Genomic DNA, 18094 nt, shown 5'->3' with positions numbered 1-18094 from the left:
CGGTATTCCGGACGGGTGGTTGGACTGGTGCCCGGCCGGTACGTTGACCCGCTGCGCCGCGAGGGGTCGCCCCGCTGCCCGGCTGGTAGTCGGGCCGCTGCCTAGCGGCGGCTCTCCGGCTCGACCGTCCACCAGCGTGGCAGCAACGCGCGCACGTCGCGTCGCATGAAGCGGTCATCCAGTAGGTGCACGACACCCCGATCCGTCTCGCTACGGATCACGCGGCCTGCGGCCTGCACCACTTTCTGCACCCCCGGGAACAAGTACGTATAGTCGAATCCGGCACTGAACAGCCGCTGCATCCGCTCGCGCAACTGTTCGTTCACCGCATTGATCTGCGGCATTCCGAGTGTGGCGATAAACGTGCCGACCAGCCGCGTGCCGGGCAGATCAATACCCTCGGCAAATGCACCGCCGAGCACAGCGAATCCGATACCGCGGCCGTGCGGCTCGAAGCGGGCAATGAAGGCGCGCTGTGCCGGCTCGTCCATCGCTCTGGCTTGCCGCCACACCGGAATCAATGGATGCGTAGCGCTGAACAGCGCTGCCGCCTGTTCTAGGTATTCAAAGCTACTGAAGAAGCACAGATAGTTGCCAGGCAGCGCCGCATACTGCGAGGCAATCCGCTCAACCAGTGCACCAAGCGACGCCTGGCGGTCACGATAGCGGGTCGAGATCGACGACGTCGCGTACACGGCGAGTTGTTCCTTGCTGAACGGACTGTCGACGTCGACATTAACGGTACTGTCCGGTAGTCCGAGCACGTCGCGGTAGAAGCGCGCGGGCCACAGTGTCGCGGAAAAAAGCGTCATCGAATGAGCGGCCACCACGCGCGCGCGCAATGCCGCCGCCGGCACGACATTGCGGATGCACAACGTCGAGCGTGACGTGGCGCGCGCCGTGGACCCCTCCAGCGTGGTCAGTGTGACATCGAACATCCAATGCTCGTCGAAACGCTCGGCGATGCGCAAGAAGTGAATTGCATCGAGATAGAAGCGCTCCAGGCGCACGTTCGGCACCAGTTGCGGCTCGGCCAGATGCTCGCCGATCGCACCAACGGTGCGCTGCAGCGCGCATAGCCATGCATCGGGTAGCACGTCAAAAGCGCGGTACGGTTCGGCCTGCGCGCGATTCAGCGTATTCCAGCACCGCTGCAAGCGACGCAGTGCGGTGCCCAGCATGCCGCGCGCGCCACGAGTCAGCTGCGCCAGTTCTTCCTGCTCGAGCGTGGCAGAGTACATTGCCCGCGCCCGTTCGGGCAGATTGTGCGCCTCGTCCACCAGTACGGCGACCCGCCACTGGTTTTGCACGGTCAACGCAAACAAGGGGGCACCGGTGTCGAAATAGTAGTTGTAGTCGCCGACGATCACATCAGCCCAGCGCACCAATTCCTGGCCCAGGTAGTATGGACACACGCGATGAGTCAAGCCCACCTCGCGCAGCGCGCCACGATCAAGCCAGTACGTTGCCAACGCCGCCTCGCGTGCAGCCGGCAACCGATCATAGAAACCTTGCGCGAGCGTGCATGCTTGCCCGGCGCACGCATTACCCGGATACTCGCACGCCTTGTCGCGCGCGACCAGTTCAACTACGCGCAGCGGCAGCGCGGGGGGAGACCCCGGCACGCGCATGTCGATGCCTGTGCGCCCGACCATCCCGGATCCGGCCCGCGTGGATTCTGCTACTGATTCTGTTGATCGTGGCGAGCCCGCTGCACCACGCATCAAGGACTGCAGCGAATCCAATGCCAGTTGCCGTCCAGGACTCTTCGCGCTCAAAAAAAACACTTTGTCGATCGAGGCACGCGGACAGGCCTTGAGCAACGGGAACAGCGTCCCGAGCGTCTTGCCGATGCCTGTTGGTGCTTGCGCGAGCAACACACGGGCGCCGCGCGCCGCGCGATAGACTGCCTCAGCAAGCTCGCGCTGGCCAACACGGAACGCTGGAAAGGGCAACTGCAGACCGTGCAGCATCGCATCGCGCGCGGCGCGGTGCGCCCGTTCCTGCACCGCCCACTCGATAAAGCGCGCACATTGCTGTTCGAACGCCGCTTTCAACTCAGCGGCACTCGCCGTCTCGGTCAGCACGGTTTCGTGCCCAGTCGCGATGTCATAGTACACGAGCCCGAGTTCGATCGACGGCACTTGCGCCTGCTGACAGAACAGCCAGCCGTACACCCGCAACTGCGCCCAATGCAGCGCGCGGTGATTGTCTGGCATCGTGTCCAATTCGCCGCGGTACGTCTTGATCTCCTCGAGCCGACCCCGTTGCGGATCGTAGCCGTCCGCGCGACCGCGCACCGTCAGTTCTTGAAACTCGCCCGTGACGCTGATTTCTGTTTGGTAGTCCGCGTGGCGGCGGCTTGCAACGACGCGATGGCCGATCCTGCCCTCCTCGGCGCTGGGAGACGGCGTGAACCGCAGATCCAAGTCGCCTTGCTTCGCCGTGAACTCGCACAATGCGCGCACGGCAATCACATAGCGCATCACACCGTCCATTGCGCCGGCGCGCTGACGCTGTCCGGGATCGCATGGTTGACAGCGGCGGGCGGCGCCGGCCTGCTGCCCCCACCGGCAAGCCATCGCACGTGCGCAACGCTGACCGGCAGCCCTTTTTCGTGTGCGTAAGCTAGCCAGCGCACCTGGTTGTCCTGCAACCGGTCACCGGGCCCTTTCACCTCGATCAATTCATACGAACGCACGGCCGGCACGAATTGGATCAGATCCGGCAATCCGGAGCGGTTTCGCGAGATGTCCCGCAGCAACCGCTCGAACCACAGCTTCAGGTGGGCGGCCGGCATGCAGTCCAGCGCGAGCGTCAACAACGCAGGATCGAGCACGCCCCAAGCCACGAACGGCGACTGAATCCCAGCCTTCGCGGCAAAATTATCCTCGATCGTGCGTCGATAGCGACCATCGTCGAGTTGTTGCAGGCAGGCATCGAACAGCGCCTGACGACGCGCGACGAACATCGGCGTGTCCAGGTCCGCTGGCCCGCGCTGAAACGGATGAAAGAACGCGCCGGGTATCGGCGCGAATATCACCTGCCAGCACAACAGGCCAAACAAAGTGTTGATTAATGCGTTTTCGACATAAAATACCGGCGCCTCCGGACGATGCAGATGAGCGCGCAATACGTGCTCGACCCGCATCGGTGCGGTGGGCATGGGCAAGAGCCAGTCGCTGCGCGAGATCGGCATTGCCGATGCCGATGCCGATGCCGATGCCGATGCCGATGCCGATGCCGATGCCGATGCCGATGCCGATGCCGATAAATCAGATTGCGATGAAGGTGTGCGGTTCCGGCCGGATAGCCGTTCGCCACATGCCGATTGCACCGTCAAAGGTGACTGCTGCCGTGCGGCACGCGGCACGCGCTGTAGCCGCGCAAGGGTACGCGCGGCGCGCTGTGCCTCGCCCTCGCTGACCGGCGTCCGTACGACTTGCGCAGCAAGCGCCAATGCGTCATCGCGGCGACCGAGTGTCTCGAGCACACGCACTCGCCGATAGCGGGCATCCGGATATGTACTCGCCTCGTACGCATGCAGCGCGCGTGGCCAATCGCGCCGCCGTTCGCAGTGCTGGCCGATCCGAAACAACACTTTGGCGCGACGCATGTCGAGCCAAAGATTACCAGTCGGACATGCGCGCGCCTGCGCCAGCAATGTGTCCAACGTCGCGTCATCGGGGGCCGCGTTCAGCGCCTGGCGACAAGCATGCAACGAGAAATAGGCATCGACATCTTCGCGCTGTTGGAATGCGCGAGACGATCCATCCAAGCGCACGGCTTCGTAGCGGAAGACACCCAGATCGGCTAGCACGAACTCCGACCAGTCCTGCCATAGATTCCCAAAAAACATCAATCGAAGGCGATCACACAGGGGTCCCAGCAGGAAGTGGACGACCTTTGCTGGCTCGTCCGGGCACCAGACCGAATACGCATGCTGTACACCGGGATACGCAGCGCGCAGCGCGTCAAGCAACGCCGCCTTCGTGCCGCGCGCCGCCTTTGCCGCCACGAAGCGGCGCTCGAGCTGGGCTTTGGTCGCCACAGTGAACAGTTCGTCGATTGACATCGGCGGATCGAGTTCGACCCAGCCTCGCGTAATCAATGGCTCGCATGCGGCAAGTGGCTCACCGATCTCGGCATACCGCAGCTTGTCCGTGCGAAACAATGGTCCTTTGCGCATCAACATCCGGACCAGCAGCGCGCGCGACGCTTGGGGCAACGACTCGAACGCGTCGATGAAGGCCCGTTCTTGCCCGTCAAGCAGGTCATCGCATCGATCGCTCAACCATGCGATAGCGCGGCGAAAGTTTGCGACATAGTAGAACGGGTCCACGCCGCCGGCGAGAATCGCGTCCATCGTCTAATCCTGTATAGATATACAGTACGAGATGATACCAGCGTCGGCTGCGTTGAGTCACCCGCGTCCCCTTGATGCGACCAATTTAAGGAAGCTGGCGAATGTGGTGTGGTAACGTGGGGTTAAATCGAACAGCCCGCACAGTGGCACAGCGGCAGTACCGCGTCATTACGCCTGGTCCGGCAACGGAGGACTAACGTACGGTGCGCGGATGGCCGCTCAGAATGGGCGGTTGTCGCCGTTCTGCTCGTGCGGCGGATCAGGGCTTTTCTGCATGCTGCGCAGCGCGCCATCGTCATCAAAACCAAATGGAACAGTGAGTACCCTACCCATCTTCCAGGTATCAGTAGCACCAAACCTCTCACTTCATCAACGGACAAGTACGCGGTCTTCCGCAGGTTTGCCAAAATAGACCAGCACGCGCTGCTTTGTCCATTCATCGGGCTGCTGCTCCTGGTAAAACTCGCTGTTCTGCAGCCTCTGCTGCACGGCGATGAACTGGCCCTGAGTATCAACATCGGCCGCAGTCGTGCATTCGGCCATCGTCTGCGTCGGCCATATCAGCCGGTGAGCGCCATTTTCCAGCGCATAGCGCTTCACGTAGCTACCCGAGCCACACAATCGCAACACGGACTCAAGCCGGCCGGCCTGAAAACCTTGCCTTGCCTTGCCTTGCCTTGCCTTGCCTTGCCTTGCCTTGCCTTGCCTTGCCTTGCCTTGCCTAGTCTGGTCTGGTCTGGTCTGGTCTGGTCTGGTCTGGTCTGGTCTGGTCTGGTCTGGTCTGGTCTGGTCTGGTCTGGTCTGGTCTGGTCTGGTCTGGTCTGGTCTGGTCTGGTCTGGTCTGGTCTGGTCTGGTCTGGTCTGGTCTGGTCTGGTCTGGTCTGGTCTGGTCTGGTCTGGTCTGGTCTGGGCGCTGGCGCTGAGCAACAGCGCCAGCGCCCCCGCATCAGCGCCCCATCAGTGCACGACCCGTTCGAACACGAACTTGCCATCCTCGAAGTCGACCGGGATCAGGTCCTTCGGACCGAACCGGCCACCGAGGATCAGCTTGGCAATCGGGTTCTCAATCTCCTGCTGGATCGCGCGCTTGAGCGGCCGCGCACCGAACAACGGATCGTAGCCGACCTTGCCGATGTGCTCGAGTGCCGCATCCGACACGTCCAGTTGCATGTCCATCTTCGCCAGTCGTTCGGTGAGCCGTTGCAACTGGATCTTCGCGATCGAGCGAATATGGCTGCGATCCAGGCCGTGGAAGACGACGACCTCGTCGATCCGATTCAGGAACTCGGGCCGGAAATGTTGCTTGACTTCTTCCCAGACCGCATCGCGCACCGCCGCATGAGGCTCGCCGACCATCGACTGAATCTGCTGCGAGCCGAGATTCGACGTCATCACAATCACGGTGTTCTTAAAATCCACCGTGCGGCCCTGGCCATCGGTCATGCGGCCGTCGTCGAGCACTTGCAGCAGCACGTTAAACACGTCCGGGTGTGCCTTTTCGATCTCATCGAGCAGAATCACGCTGTACGGCTTGCGCCGCACGGCCTCGGTCAAGTAGCCGCCTTCCTCATAGCCCACATAACCGGGCGGCGCGCCGATCAGCCGCGCGACGCTGTGCTTTTCCATGAACTCGCTCATGTCGATGCGGATCAAGTGGTCCTCAGCATCGAACAGGAACGCCGCCAACGCCTTGCACAGCTCGGTCTTGCCAACCCCCGTCGGGCCAAGGAACAGGAACGAACCATACGGTCGGTTCGGGTCGGCCAAGCCTGCCCGCGAACGGCGGATCGCGTCGGCCACCGCACTGATCGCCTCGTCCTGGCCGACCACGCGTTCATGCAGCTTCACCTCGATCTGCAGCAGCTTCTCGCGCTCGCCCTGCATCATCCGCGCGACCGGGATACCGGTGGCGCGCGATACGACCTCGGCAATCTCCTCGGCGCCCACTTGCGTGCGCAGCAACCGCGGCTTGTCGCTTTTGGACGTACCGGCCTCGGCCTGGGTAACGGCCTTCAGTTGCGCCTCCAACTGCGGCAACGTGCCGTATTGCAACTCGGCGACCTTATCCAGCTTACCCTCGCGCTGCAGCCGCACGATTTCCGCGCGGGTCTTGTCGATCTCTTCCTTCAGGTGCGCGCCGCCCTGCACGGCGGATTTCTCCGCCGTCCAAATCTCCTCGAGATCTGCGTATTCGCGCTCGAGCCGCGCGATCTCGTCCTCGATCAACCCGAGCCGCTTCTGCGATGCCTCATCCGTTTCCTTCTTCACCGCCTCGCGCTCAATCTTCAACTGGATCAGCCGACGGTCGAGCCGGTCCATCGCCTCGGGCTTCGAGTCGATCTCCATCTTGATCTTGGACGCCGCCTCGTCGATTAAGTCGATCGCCTTGTCCGGCAGAAAACGGTCGGTGATATAGCGGTGCGACAGCTCGGCGGCCGCGACAATGGCCGGATCCGTGATCTCGACCTTGTGATGCAGCTCGTACTTTTCCTGTAACCCTCGCAGGATCGCAATGGTTGCCTCGACCGACGGCTCATCGACCAGCACCTTCTGAAAGCGCCGCTCAAGCGCCGCGTCTTTTTCGATGTATCGGCGGTATTCATCCAGCGTCGTCGCACCGATGCAATGCAACTCGCCGCGCGCGAGTGCCGGCTTAAGCATGTTGCCCGCGTCGATCGCACCTTCCGCCTTGCCTGCGCCGACCATCGTGTGAATCTCGTCGATGAACACGATCGTGCGCCCCTCATCCTTCGCAATGTCGCTGAGCACCGCCTTGAGCCGCTCCTCGAATTCGCCGCGATACTTGGCGCCGGCCAACAGCGCGGCCATGTCCAACGCCAGCACCCGCTTGTCTTTCAGTGTCTCGGGCACCTCGCCATTGACGATGCGCTGCGCGAGACCTTCGACGATCGCGGTCTTGCCCACCCCCGGCTCGCCGATCAACACCGGGTTGTTCTTCGTGCGGCGCTGCAGAATCTGGATCGCGCGGCGGATCTCGTCATCGCGGCCGATCACCGGATCCAGCTTGCCGGCGCTCGCACGCTCGGTCAGGTCCACTGTGTATTTCTTTAACGCCTCACGCTGGCTCTCGGCATCCTGGCTGTTGACCTGCGCGTTGCCGCGCACCGCCGCGACGGCAGCCTCCAGCGCCTTGCGGGTCAGGCCATGCTCGCGCGCGAGCCGGCCAGCGTCGCCCTTGTCGTCAGCGAGCGCGAGCAGAAACATCTCGCTGGCAATATACGCGTCGCTGTACTTCTGCGCTTCCTTGTCCGCCTGGTTCAACAAGCCGCTTAACTCGCGGCTCACTTGCACATTGCCGTCGGTGCCATGCACCTGCGGCAACCGCTCCAACGCCGCGCCAAGCGCGGCCTGCAGCGCCTGCACATGCACACCGGCGCGCGACAACAGCGAGCGGGCCGCGCCATCGGGCTGCGCGAGCAGCGCCACAAGTACGTGCAGCGGCTCGATATACTGGTTGTCCCGTCCTACAGCAAGGCTTTGTGCGTCCGCGAGCGCCTCCTGGAACTTCGTAGTCAGTTTGTCGATCCTCATGAAGACCTCCAATGCTTGGTTGCCTCATAACTTGAGGTCCGGATGGGGCTTTTCAAGCGCCCGGGGTGAGCGTGATCAAGCCCAGCGCGTGCGCGAGTGGCGCACGCGGCTGACTCAACTCAGCCTCCGTGTGCTTGTCAAGCTCGGCTAGAAACGCCTGAAGCGCTGCGACCATCACGACCTTGAGTTGACAATGCGGCTCAATGGCGCATGCATGACGGACACCGGCCCCCGACAGGCAACCAGCGCAAAATCATTCTCGGTGGCGCGCACAATCTGTGCCGACCGTTAGCGTCCGAGCATGGGGCGCCAGCCGCAAGCCACCGTTGCGCCCGCGCACCATGTCGAACCAGCCTCGCTCGCCGAGCAATTGCACGACCTTCATTAAATGGTTCTTCGACACCTGGTACGCATCGGATATCTGCTGAATCGTGGACAATCCGTCGTCGTGCACCGACAGGTACAGGATCACGCGAAACGCATAGTCGGTGAAATCGGTCAATCGCAAACGAGTATCCTGGCTTATGCTCCATGGTGCAAAATAAGGGCTGGCGCAACAACATGCTGCCGCCCCGGTACCGCCTCCGGTATCTTACTGCCACAGGCACGGGTTTGCGCGCCATGCCATGCCGTGCTGGGCCACGTCGTGCCGGCCGCGTTGCGCCGCTGATCCGCTACGCTGCCACAATGCGATCCCTCTGCTGACAACATGACATCATGGTCAATCCCGAATCCGACGCCGTAGCGAGCCACCTTGCCATCTTGGACGAAGCAGGCATCCATTCGCTAGTCCACCGCTTCTATGCACGCGTGCGGGCGGACGACATGCTGGGACCGATCTTCGCGCAGGCGATCGGCGACGCATGGGACCCGCACCTAGCAAAAATGTGCGACTTTTGGGCCAGCATCGCGCTGGGCGCCAAGCGCTACAAGGGCAATGTGCAACTGGCCCACCTGCCACTGAAAGGTATCGAGCCCGAGCACTTCAACCGCTGGCTGTACCTGTTCCTGGACACGGTCGAGCATCTGTTCGAGCCCGCCGCGGCGCTCAAGCTGATGGAGCCGGCGCTGCGCATCGCGGAAAGCCTGCAGCTGGGCCGCTTCGGCTGGCAATATCAGGTGCCGCCGGAGCAGAAGGCGCTGCTCGAGCGAATCGCGCCGCGCCGCGGCGAGCGTGGCGCCGTTCACTGATCGTCGGCAAGTGGGCCCTTCGCCGCGTTGTGCGACGCAATGCCCCAGCGCGCGAGCGCCGCGTCGTCGTCGGTGCGCGCCTCGACCCAGCGCTCGCCTTGCCCAGTGCACTCCTTTTTCCAAAAAGGTGCGTTAGATTTTAAGTAGTCCATCACGAACTCGCAGGCGGCAAACGCGTCGCCGCGATGCGCAGCCGCGACCGCGACCAGCACGATCTGCTCACCCGCGTCGAGCCGCCCGTGCCGGTGCACCACACGCACGTCAATGCCCGCCCAGCGGCGCTCGGCTTCGGCAACAATGGCCTCCAACGCCCGTTCGGTCATGCCTGGATAGTGCTCGAGTTCCAACGCGCTGATTGACTCGCCGTCGCTCAACTCGCGCACGGTACCCACGAAGCTGACCACCGCGCCGATGCGTGGGTGGCGCGCACGCAGCCGGGCGAGTTCCGTCGTCACGTCGAAATCGTGCGCTTGCACGCTGACTGTCATCCCATCCTCCACGTTACCCCGTCCGGCCGCTGCCATGTCACCCGCCGGTGACAGGTGGAAAAAATGCCACCTCGCAGCCGTCAGTCAGTCGCGTCGACGGATCGGTCATGACGTGGTCACACGCCATGCGCAACGGGCGCGTGCCCGCCAGTGCGCTTGCCCACGCGCCGCCGCGCGAGCATAGCCACGCGCGCACGTCGCCGACCGTGTTGATGTTGTCCGGTACGTCAACCGTTTCCGCGTCCGTGCCGACCGCCTCGCGCACACTTGCAAAAAACCTCAGTTCGATCTTCATTGCCATTGACCGTTGAAAATCCTGTTTCCGCCGCGCGGCCCCTCACCGTCGCTCTGCCACGCCGTCACGCCAGCAGCGTCGAGAAGGGCAGGAAACGCACCATCTCGCCCGCCTGAATCGCGTGCCCGGGCGGATTGTCAATCAATCCGTCCCCCCACACCGTGGATGTCAGCACCGCCGAACTCTGGTTTGGGAACAGGTCGAGTCCCCCAGCGTCGTTGATCCGTGCGCGCAGGAATTCATTGCGGCGATCCGCCTTTTTTTGCGTAAAATCGGCGCGCATATGCAGCACACGAGGCTCGACGCATCCTGTGCCGGCCAGGCATAGGATAAACGGGCGCACGAACAACAGGAATGTCACGAAGCTGGACACCGGATTGCCGGGCAAGCCAATAAAGAACGCTGCGTCGTGCGGCGCATCGGCGCCCAGCGATCCCGCGGCCGCCGGTCGGTGCACCGTGCCGAACGCAAACGGCTTGCCCGGCTTCATCGCAATCTGCCACAGGTGCAGCGAACCTTCAGCTTGAACCGCGGCCCGCACGTGATCCTCTTCGCCCACCGATACGCCGCCGGAGGTGAGGATCAGGTCATGCGCGAGCGCCGCCTCGCGCAGCGCGTCGCGCGTCGCATCGAGCCGGTCCGGCACGATGCCCAGGTCCGTCACGTCGCAGCCGAGTGCGGCCAGCAGCCCACCGAGCGTGAACCGGCTCGAATTGTAGATTGCGCCTTCACGCAATGGCTCGCCAGGCATCGTCAACTCGTCGCCGGTGAAGGCTATCACGACCCTCGGCCGGCGCGCGACCGGCAGCGTCGCATAGCCGACCGACGCGGCCAGGCCCAACGCCTGCGGCGTTAACCGCATGCCGGCAGGCAAAATCACCGCATCCTTGCGGATATCCGAACCACGCCGGTTGATCCAGTCGCCCATTGGCGGCGCTGCATCGAACACGACCGTCTCGCCGTGCGCCTGTGCCTGCTCCTGTATCACGACCGTGTCAGCGCCCGCGGGTAGTTGCGCTCCGGTGAAAACGCGCGCGGCGGTGCCGGCCTCAAGCGCGCCACCGGGCGCATACCCGGCTGGCACGCGTTGCGACACGCGCATCGGCCGGCCAGCCACGACGTCGCCGGCCCGCACTGCGTAGCCGTCCATCGCGCTGATGTCGGCCGGCGGCACATCGAGCGCCGAGTGAATGTCAGTGGCTAACACGCGGTTCAGCGCGTCCTGCGTCGGTACGGTCTCGATTGCGTCGGGCTGCGCGCATAATGGAAATGCCGCGGCCAGCAGTTGCGCAAGTGCGTCCTGCGTGGCCAGCAGTGGCGGGCGAGCAGCGCCCGTAGCCGTGACAGCGCAGGCCGTTTGACTGGCGCCCACCACCGGCGCAGTATCGTTCGGGATCGACATCGGAGTCGGGCCGGATGTTGACGAATAAAAACGTATTGTAGCCCCGGCGCCGCACCGGTACGCCGCCTAGCCGTCGATCTGCGCGCGAATGAAGTCCTTCACGCGCGCAGCGTCGGCCGGCAACACGGTGAAACGCTGCGGCAACGCCTCCAGTCCGTCAAAGGCCGACGGACGCGGAGGATCCCGATCCAGCGCCTCGCGGATCGTAGCGCCGAACTTGATCGGTTGCGCGGTCTCGAGCACGATCATTGGCACCCCCGGCTCCAGGTATTCGCGCGCCACCTTCACGCCGTCCGCCGTATGCGTGTCGATTATCGCCTGGTAGCGACGGTGGACGTCGCGGATCGTCGCGATTCGGTCCGCGTGCGTGCTGCGACCGGACACGAAACCGAACTCGCGCACGCGGGCAAAATCGCCCGACGCAGCCAAGTCGAACCCGCCCTTGGCCTCGACGTCGCGGAACAACTGCAACACGCGCGCCGAATCGCAGTCCAGTAAGTCAAAGACGAAGCGCTCGAAGTTCGACGCCTTCGAGATGTCCATGCTGGGACTGGTCGTATGGTGGGTTTCAGCCGCGGCGCGCACGCGATAATTACCGGTGCGGAAGAACTCATCAAGCACGTCGTTCTCGTTGGTGGCAACCACTAGCTTGTCGATCGACAAGCCCATCATCCGCGCAATGTGGCCGGCGCACACATTACCGAAATTGCCCGACGGGACTGTAAACGACACGCGCTGGTCGTTGCCGCGCGTCGCCTCGAAATAGCCTCGAAAATAGTAGACAACCTGTGCGACGACCCGGGCCCAGTTGATCGAGTTGACCGTACCGATTTGGTAGCGGGCCTTAAACGCGTGGTCGTTTGAGACGGCCTTGACAATGTCCTGGCAATCGTCGAACACCCCTTCGACCGCGATATTGAAAATATTCGGATCCTGCAAGCTGAACATCTGCGCGGTCTGGAACGCGCTCATCTTGCGATGCGGCGACAGCATAAACACGCGCACGCCTTGCTTACCGCGCATCGCGTATTCGGCGGCGCTGCCGGTGTCGCCAGACGTCGCGCCAAGGATGTTCAATTGCTGGCCCTGACGCGCCAACGCGTGCTCGAACAGGTTGCCGAGCAACTGCATCGCCATGTCCTTGAACGCGAGCGTCGGGCCGTTGGACAGCTCGAGCAGCGCCAGCGGCGCGCCACCCTCGATACCCAGCGTCTTAAGCGGCGTGATGCGCTGCGCATCGCTGCCGTCGCGCACATTTGAGTATACGTCGGCACGATAGGTGCGCCGCGTCAGCGCCCGCAAGTCGTCAGCCGGCATGTCATCGCAGAATTTCGCGAGGACCTCAAATGCCAGGTCCGCATAGGACAGCGTACGCCAGCGGGACAACTCGGCGTCGGACACACGCGGATAATGCGCCGGCAAATACAGGCCACCATCCTTCGCAAGACCGCCGAGTAGGATGTCGGAAAACGAATGGCGCTCGCCGAGTCCGGCGCCGCGTGTGGAAATGTAGTTCATTCGGGAAGGCTCCTGGCGCTCCGGCTACCGGCCGAAGCGATTAGCGTCGGCGTCAGTTCAACGCTTCCATGCGCAGCCGGGTCACGCCCGAGCGCACCGTGGACAACGCTTCGATACGAGAAATCGCCGTATTGATGTTCTTCTCCCGCGTCTCGTGCGTGATCAGGATGATATCGGTCTCGCCCGCCCGGTTTGCGTCGACGACCTCCGACTCCTTTTGCAGCAGCGCATCGATCGAGATGCCTAGGGCCGCGAGGATGCGCGTGATGTCAGCAAGCACGCCGGTCTGGTCCGCGACACGCAGCCGCAAGTAGTAGCTGCTGGTGACCTCGTCGATTGGCAAAATCGGCGTGGTCGCCAACCGGTCCGGTTGGAATGCCAGATGCGGCACGCGATTGTTGGGATCCGCCGTGTGCAGCCGCGTGACGTCGACCAGGTCAGCAACCACGGCCGACGCCGTCGGCTCGGCACCCGCCCCCTTGCCATAGTACAGCGTTGCGCCCACCGCATCGCCGTAGACCAGGACCGCGTTCATCGCGCCCTGCACGTTCGCGATCAGCCGCTTGGCCGGAATCAGCGTCGGATGCACGCGCAACTCGATGCCTTGCGTGGTGCGCCGCGCAATGCCGAGCAGCTTGATCCGGTAGCCAAGTTCCTCCGCGTAGCGAATATCCAGCGCGTCCAGCCGGGTGATGCCCTCGACATAGGCACGCTCGAACTGCACCGGCACGCCGAATGCGATCGCCGCCATGATCGTGGCCTTGTGTGCGGCGTCAATCCCCTCGATGTCGAATGTCGGGTCGGCCTCCGCGTAGCCGAGCCGCTGAGCGTCAGCCAGCGCGGTTGTGAAATCCAGGCCGCGCTCGCGCATCTCAGACAGGATGAAGTTAGTGGTGCCGTTGATGATGCCAGCGATATACTGGATGCGATTCGCCGTCAGACCCTCGCGCAACGCCTTGATGATCGGGATGCCGCCGGCTACCGCCGCTTCGAACGCGACCATCACGCCCTTGGCGCGCGCCGCCTCAAAGATTTCGGTTCCATGCACCGCGAGCAACGCCTTGTTGGCCGTCACCACATGCTTGCCGTTGTGGATCGCACGCAGCACGAGTTCGCGGGCGATGTCAGTGCCACCAATCATTTCCGCAATGATGTCCAGCGACGGATCGTCGACCACCGAGGCAAAGTCCGACGTCAGCGCCACCGTGCCGAGCGCATCGCCCAGCACCTGCTGCACCTTGGCCGGATTGCGCACCGCGACGCGCGTGATTTCGATTCCGCGGCCGGCCCGACGGCTGATTTCTTCCTGGTTGCGGCGCAACACGTTGAACGTGCCGCTGCCGACCGTGCCAAAGCCCAACAATCCTACTTTGATCGGTTCCATCATCCCGCGTGTGTCATGGTCATTAAAAGGGGGCGCAACGCGCGCGACGCGCTTCACGCGCCCGTACGCTTGCGGTAGCCGTCGAGAAACCGTGCGACACGACTCAGCGAATCGCTCAGGTCATCGACGCTGGGTAGGAATACGACCCGGAAATGGTCAGGAGCGGGCCAGTTGAATCCGGTGCCCTGCACCAGCAGCACCCGCTCTTGCTGCAACAGTTCCAGAATCAGTTGCTGGTCGTCGCGCACCGGATAGACAGCCGGATCCAGCCTGGGAAACATGTATAAGGCCGCCTTCGGCTTGACGACCGACACGCCTGGAATCGCGCTAAGCATATCGTAGGCAAGCTCGCGCTGCTTATACAGGCGCCCGCCCGGCTGGATCAGCTCGTTGATGCTCTGGTAGCCGCCCAGCGCGGTCTGGATCGCATATTGGCCCGGCACGTTCGCGCACAGCCGCATCGATGCGAGGATGCCAAGCCCTTCCAGATAGTCGCTCGCATGCCGCTTGTCGCCGGACACCACCATCCAACCGGCCCGGTAGCCGCAAGACCGGTAGCTCTTGGACAAGCTGTTGAACGTGACGGTGAGCACGTCCTGCGAGAGCGCGCCGACCGACGTGTGCACACCGCCGTCGTAGACGATCTTGTCGTAGACCTCGTCGGAGAACACGATCAGCTGGTGCTGGCGTGCAAGCTCGAGCATCGCCCGCAAGAGATCGTCCGGGTACAGCGCGCCGGTCGGATTGTTCGGGTTAATGATCACCAGGGCGCGCGTATTCGGCGAGATCTTCGCACGCATATCGTCCAGATCCGGCAGCCAGCCGTTGTACTCGTCGCACCGGTAGTGAACCGGCGTGCCGCCCGACAGACTGACCGCCGCGGTCCACAACGGGTAGTCCGGTGCTGGCAACAGCACCTCGTCGCCATCATTGAGCAAGCCTTGCATCGCCATCACGATCAACTCGGACGCGCCATTGCCAATGAAGACGTCTTCGAGCTTGACGCCGGCGATGCCCTTTTGCTGCGTGTAGTGCATGATGGATTTACGCGCTGCGAACACACCCTTCGAATCCGAATAGCCGGACGACTCCGGCAGGTTGCGGATCATGTCGGTGATAATCTCCTCAGGCGCGTCAAAGCCGAACGCAGCAAGATTGCCGATGTTCAGCTTAATGATCCGGTGCCCCTCTTCCTCGAGGCGCTTGGCCTCGTCGAGCACGGGCCCGCGTATGTCGTAACAGACGTTTGACAACTTATTCGATTTCAGGATGGGCTTCACGGCCAACGCTTCGGTAAGAGAGGAATCGGCGCTCACGCTAGAACTTGGCCATCGCCGGATGGCGGCCGGGGCGCCGGGCCGCACATCGCCCGCTGGCGCGGCGCCGCTCGCGCGATCTAGCGGGCTTAACGGACACAAAGGGTATAATTTAGCGGATTCTGGCGTAGTTCCGCAATGCATCAAAAGATCGCGGGTGACTCGCCCGTGGCGGCCGCACGTGCCGCGCGCGGAACTCGCCGGGCCTGCGCGAGTCGTTGCCATTGTCCCATAACTCGCACCAACCGTCTCGCCTGCCGCATACGGCGGGCGCACATGGAACGTTGCATTGAAATTACACCAGGATTCTGCCGACGCCCTGAATACCGTAACCGGTTATGGCGCTGACTATGTCGACGTCAATCTGCAACGCTACGAGCACAGCATTCTGGTCTTCCCGCAGGCGCCGGTCGCGCCGTGGCCAGTGTCCTCGTTCGATGCACTCACGCCCGAGCATTTTGACTCACTGGTTGAGTCCGCCGGCGAATCCGGTGTCGAGGTCGTGATTTTCGGGACCGGCGCACGGCTGCGCTTCGTGCACCCGCGGCTGACCGTGGCGCTGTCGCGCCGGCGCATCGGTATTGAGGCGATGGATTTCCAGGCCGCGTGCCGCACCTATAACATTCTGATGGCCGAGGGCCGCAAGGTCGCGCTCGTGCTGCTGATCGAAAAACCATGAGCGCGAGCCACCATGCGGCGGCCCGTTAACCCGCACCACGGTCCATGACAAGCGGGCGTGCCCATGCGCGCGTCTACTACGACTCCATACTCTCTGAAAAACGGATAGCTGATGCAAGATTTGCTCGACCCGATGCGGCCGACGGCGCCATCGACCGTCCCGCCCAGCGCCTCCAGCAACACGCCGTCGCGCGCGTTGCCGCTGTCGCCAGCGGCCCTGCTGCCGCTCATGCTGCTGTTCGCGCTCGTATGGTTCCTGCAATTGAACTGGCGCCACCTGATCCCAAGCGACGAGGGACGCTACGCGGAAATGGCGCGCGAGATGCTCGTCACCGGCGACTGGATCACCCCGCGCTACAACGGGTATAAGTATTTCGAGAAGCCGCCGCTGCAAACCTGGTTCAACGCCATCACGTTCGCCTGGTTCGGCCTGGGCGAGTGGCAGGCGCGGCTCTATACGGCGCTATGCGGTTTTGCCGGCATCCTGCTGGTGGGCTACACCGGCGCGCGCGTGTTCAATCCGGCTGCCGGGCTGATGGCGGCACTGGTGCTGGCCGCGTCGCCGTACTGGAATCTGATGGGCCACTTCAACGTGCTAGACACAGGCCTGGCGTTTTGGATGGCACTGACGCTGTGCTCGCTACTGCTGGCCCAACGCGCGCACCTGCCGGCCCGCGCACGACGTGGCTGGATGTGGCTGTGCTGGGCGTCAATGGCGCTGGCGGTCCTGTCCAAGGGACTGGTTGGGTTGATCCTGCCGGGCGCGGCGCTGGTGATCTACACCATGGTGGCGCGTGACTGGGCGGTGTGGAAACGGCTCTACCTGATCAGCGGCGCACTAGTCTTTGCCGGGATCGTGCTGCCATGGTTCGTGCTCGTGCAACGCAACAATCCAGAGTTCTTCCATTATTTTTTCATCGTCCAGCAGTTCGAGCGCTACCTGACACCCGCGCAAAACCGGCCCGGGCCATTCTATTATTTCGCTGGCGTGCTGCTTGCGGGCTTCCTGCCTTGGGTCTCGATCGCCGCACAGAGCGTGCGCCAGGGTTGGCGGATGCCGCGCCAGCAGAACGGCTTCGCGCCAGTCACACTGCTGCTGGTGTGGTCCGCGTTCATCTTCTTGTTCTTTAGCGCGTCGCATTCGAAGCTGATCTCGTACACGCTGCCCGTGGCGCCGGCGCTGGCCCTGGTGATCGGCCTGTACCTGCCGGGGATCACGCGCGCGCAATGGCAGCGGCACCTGCTCGGCTACGCAGCGCTCCTGGCCATAGCGGCCGTGGCGGCGTACTTCGCGCTGATCGGACAGGGCGACGCGAAGACGCCGAACGCGCTGTATCGCGAATTCATCGTCTGGGTTGAGATCGCCATCGGCGTCGGCCTCGTGCTGACGCTGCTTGCCAGCTGGCTCGTGCGGCGGCGCGCGCTGCCGCCCGGCGCCGCACCGCATGCCGCGCCAACGGCAACGGCAACGAGCATCGTTGTGTTCGGCATCGGCTGGTTCCTGCTCGGCGCCATCGGCGGCAATGGCCACGAGGTGTTCGGACGACAAAGCAGCGGCGCCCTGCTCGCACCGGCGGTCCGGGCAGAGCTGGCGAAGCTGCCGGCCGACACGCCGTTCTACTCGGTGGACATGCTCGACCATACGCTGCCGTTCTATGTCCGCCACACGACCATCATGGTCCAGCACGCGGATGAGCTATGGTTCGGTGCAACGATCGAGCCGAGCAAGTGGATTCCGACAATTGACCAGTGGCGCGCCCGGTGGCATGAGCCCGGACCCGCACTGGCGTTGTTGCCGCCATCGCTGTACGGGCAACTGGCCAACGCCGGCGTGCCAATGCAGGTGATTGCGCGCGACACGCGGCGCGTCGTCGTCGCCAAACCTCAACCGTAAGCCGAGCCTA

General features: G+C 63.4%; 13 protein-coding genes and 1 pseudogene. 3 read left to right on the top strand and 11 right to left on the bottom strand.

Translation table 11 applies throughout. The features are described 5' to 3' along the window. Nucleotides 1-101 precede the first annotated feature (101 nt). From B0B13_RS05730 to B0B13_RS05705, 5 genes and pseudogenes are all read right to left on the bottom strand, one after another. Nucleotides 102-2486, bottom strand: a complete 2385-nt coding sequence (locus B0B13_RS05730) for an ATP-dependent DNA helicase (protein ID WP_076797174.1) — start codon at nt 2484-2486, stop codon at nt 102-104. Next, on the bottom strand, nt 2486-4366 hold the full coding sequence (locus B0B13_RS05725) for a VRR-NUC domain-containing protein (RefSeq protein WP_076794950.1): 1881 nt from the start codon (nt 4364-4366) through the stop codon (nt 2486-2488). The genes B0B13_RS05730 and B0B13_RS05725 overlap by 1 nt, the downstream gene beginning before the upstream one ends. Nucleotides 4367-4735: 369 nt before the next feature. Further along, nucleotides 4736-4966 (bottom strand): hypothetical protein, encoded by a 231-nt coding sequence (locus B0B13_RS05720; protein WP_076794948.1) that lies wholly within the window; start codon nt 4964-4966, stop codon nt 4736-4738. A gap of 357 nt (nt 4967-5323) precedes the next feature. After that, nucleotides 5324-7918, bottom strand: coding sequence for an ATP-dependent chaperone ClpB (gene clpB / locus B0B13_RS05710; protein WP_076794943.1), 2595 nt, complete (start codon nt 7916-7918; stop codon nt 5324-5326). Nucleotides 7919-7970: 52 nt separating this feature from the next. Further along, nucleotides 7971-8426, bottom strand: a pseudogene (locus tag B0B13_RS05705) (Rrf2 family transcriptional regulator). Nucleotides 8427-8635: 209 nt separating this feature from the next. Between B0B13_RS05705 and B0B13_RS05700 the strand changes: the two are divergent. After that, entirely contained in the window at nt 8636-9109 is a 474-nt protein-coding gene (locus B0B13_RS05700; protein ID WP_076794941.1) for a group III truncated hemoglobin, read from the top strand. Here the strand turns inward: B0B13_RS05700 and B0B13_RS05695 are convergent. The 6 genes from B0B13_RS05695 to B0B13_RS05670 form a co-directional block, all read right to left on the bottom strand. Further along, nucleotides 9103-9597 carry a molybdenum cofactor biosynthesis protein MoaE gene (locus tag B0B13_RS05695; RefSeq protein ID WP_076787172.1) on the bottom strand — a complete coding sequence of 165 codons (495 nt, stop codon included), beginning with the start codon at nt 9595-9597 and terminating at the stop codon, nt 9103-9105. The two genes, B0B13_RS05700 and B0B13_RS05695, sit on opposite strands and share 7 nt — an antisense overlap. Nucleotides 9598-9634: 37 nt before the next feature. Next, a complete protein-coding gene (gene moaD / locus B0B13_RS05690; RefSeq protein ID WP_076794939.1) occupies nt 9635-9892 on the bottom strand; it encodes a molybdopterin converting factor subunit 1 in 258 nt (85 codons plus the stop codon). Nucleotides 9893-9956: 64 nt separating this feature from the next. Further along, entirely contained in the window at nt 9957-11207 is a 1251-nt protein-coding gene (locus B0B13_RS05685; RefSeq protein ID WP_076797173.1) for a molybdopterin molybdotransferase MoeA, read from the bottom strand. 153 nt (nt 11208-11360) lie between these two features. Further along, nucleotides 11361-12812, bottom strand: coding sequence for a threonine synthase (thrC, locus tag B0B13_RS05680; protein ID WP_076794937.1), 1452 nt, complete (start codon nt 12810-12812; stop codon nt 11361-11363). Between the two features lie 52 nt (nt 12813-12864). Beyond that, nucleotides 12865-14196 carry a homoserine dehydrogenase gene (locus tag B0B13_RS05675; protein WP_076797172.1) on the bottom strand — a complete coding sequence of 444 codons (1332 nt, stop codon included), beginning with the start codon at nt 14194-14196 and terminating at the stop codon, nt 12865-12867. Between the two features lie 53 nt (nt 14197-14249). Continuing rightward, on the bottom strand, nt 14250-15476 hold the full coding sequence (locus tag B0B13_RS05670) for a pyridoxal phosphate-dependent aminotransferase (protein ID WP_170872383.1): 1227 nt from the start codon (nt 15474-15476) through the stop codon (nt 14250-14252). 325 nt (nt 15477-15801) lie between these two features. Here B0B13_RS05670 and B0B13_RS05665 point away from each other — a divergent pair, with 325 nt between their 5' ends. Next, nucleotides 15802-16191, top strand: a complete 390-nt coding sequence (locus B0B13_RS05665; RefSeq protein WP_076784990.1) for an Mth938-like domain-containing protein — start codon at nt 15802-15804, stop codon at nt 16189-16191. Nucleotides 16192-16302: 111 nt separating this feature from the next. Beyond that, on the top strand, nt 16303-18084 hold the full coding sequence (locus tag B0B13_RS05660) for a glycosyltransferase family 39 protein (protein ID WP_083703650.1): 1782 nt from the start codon (nt 16303-16305) through the stop codon (nt 18082-18084). Nucleotides 18085-18094 lie beyond the last annotated feature (10 nt).

The organism is Burkholderia sp. b14 (assembly GCF_900156195.1).
Lineage (GTDB): Bacteria > Pseudomonadota > Gammaproteobacteria > Burkholderiales > Burkholderiaceae > Mycetohabitans.
The sequence above is the reverse complement of the archived record's forward strand: the minus strand, read 5'-3'. Positions and strand labels throughout refer to the sequence as shown.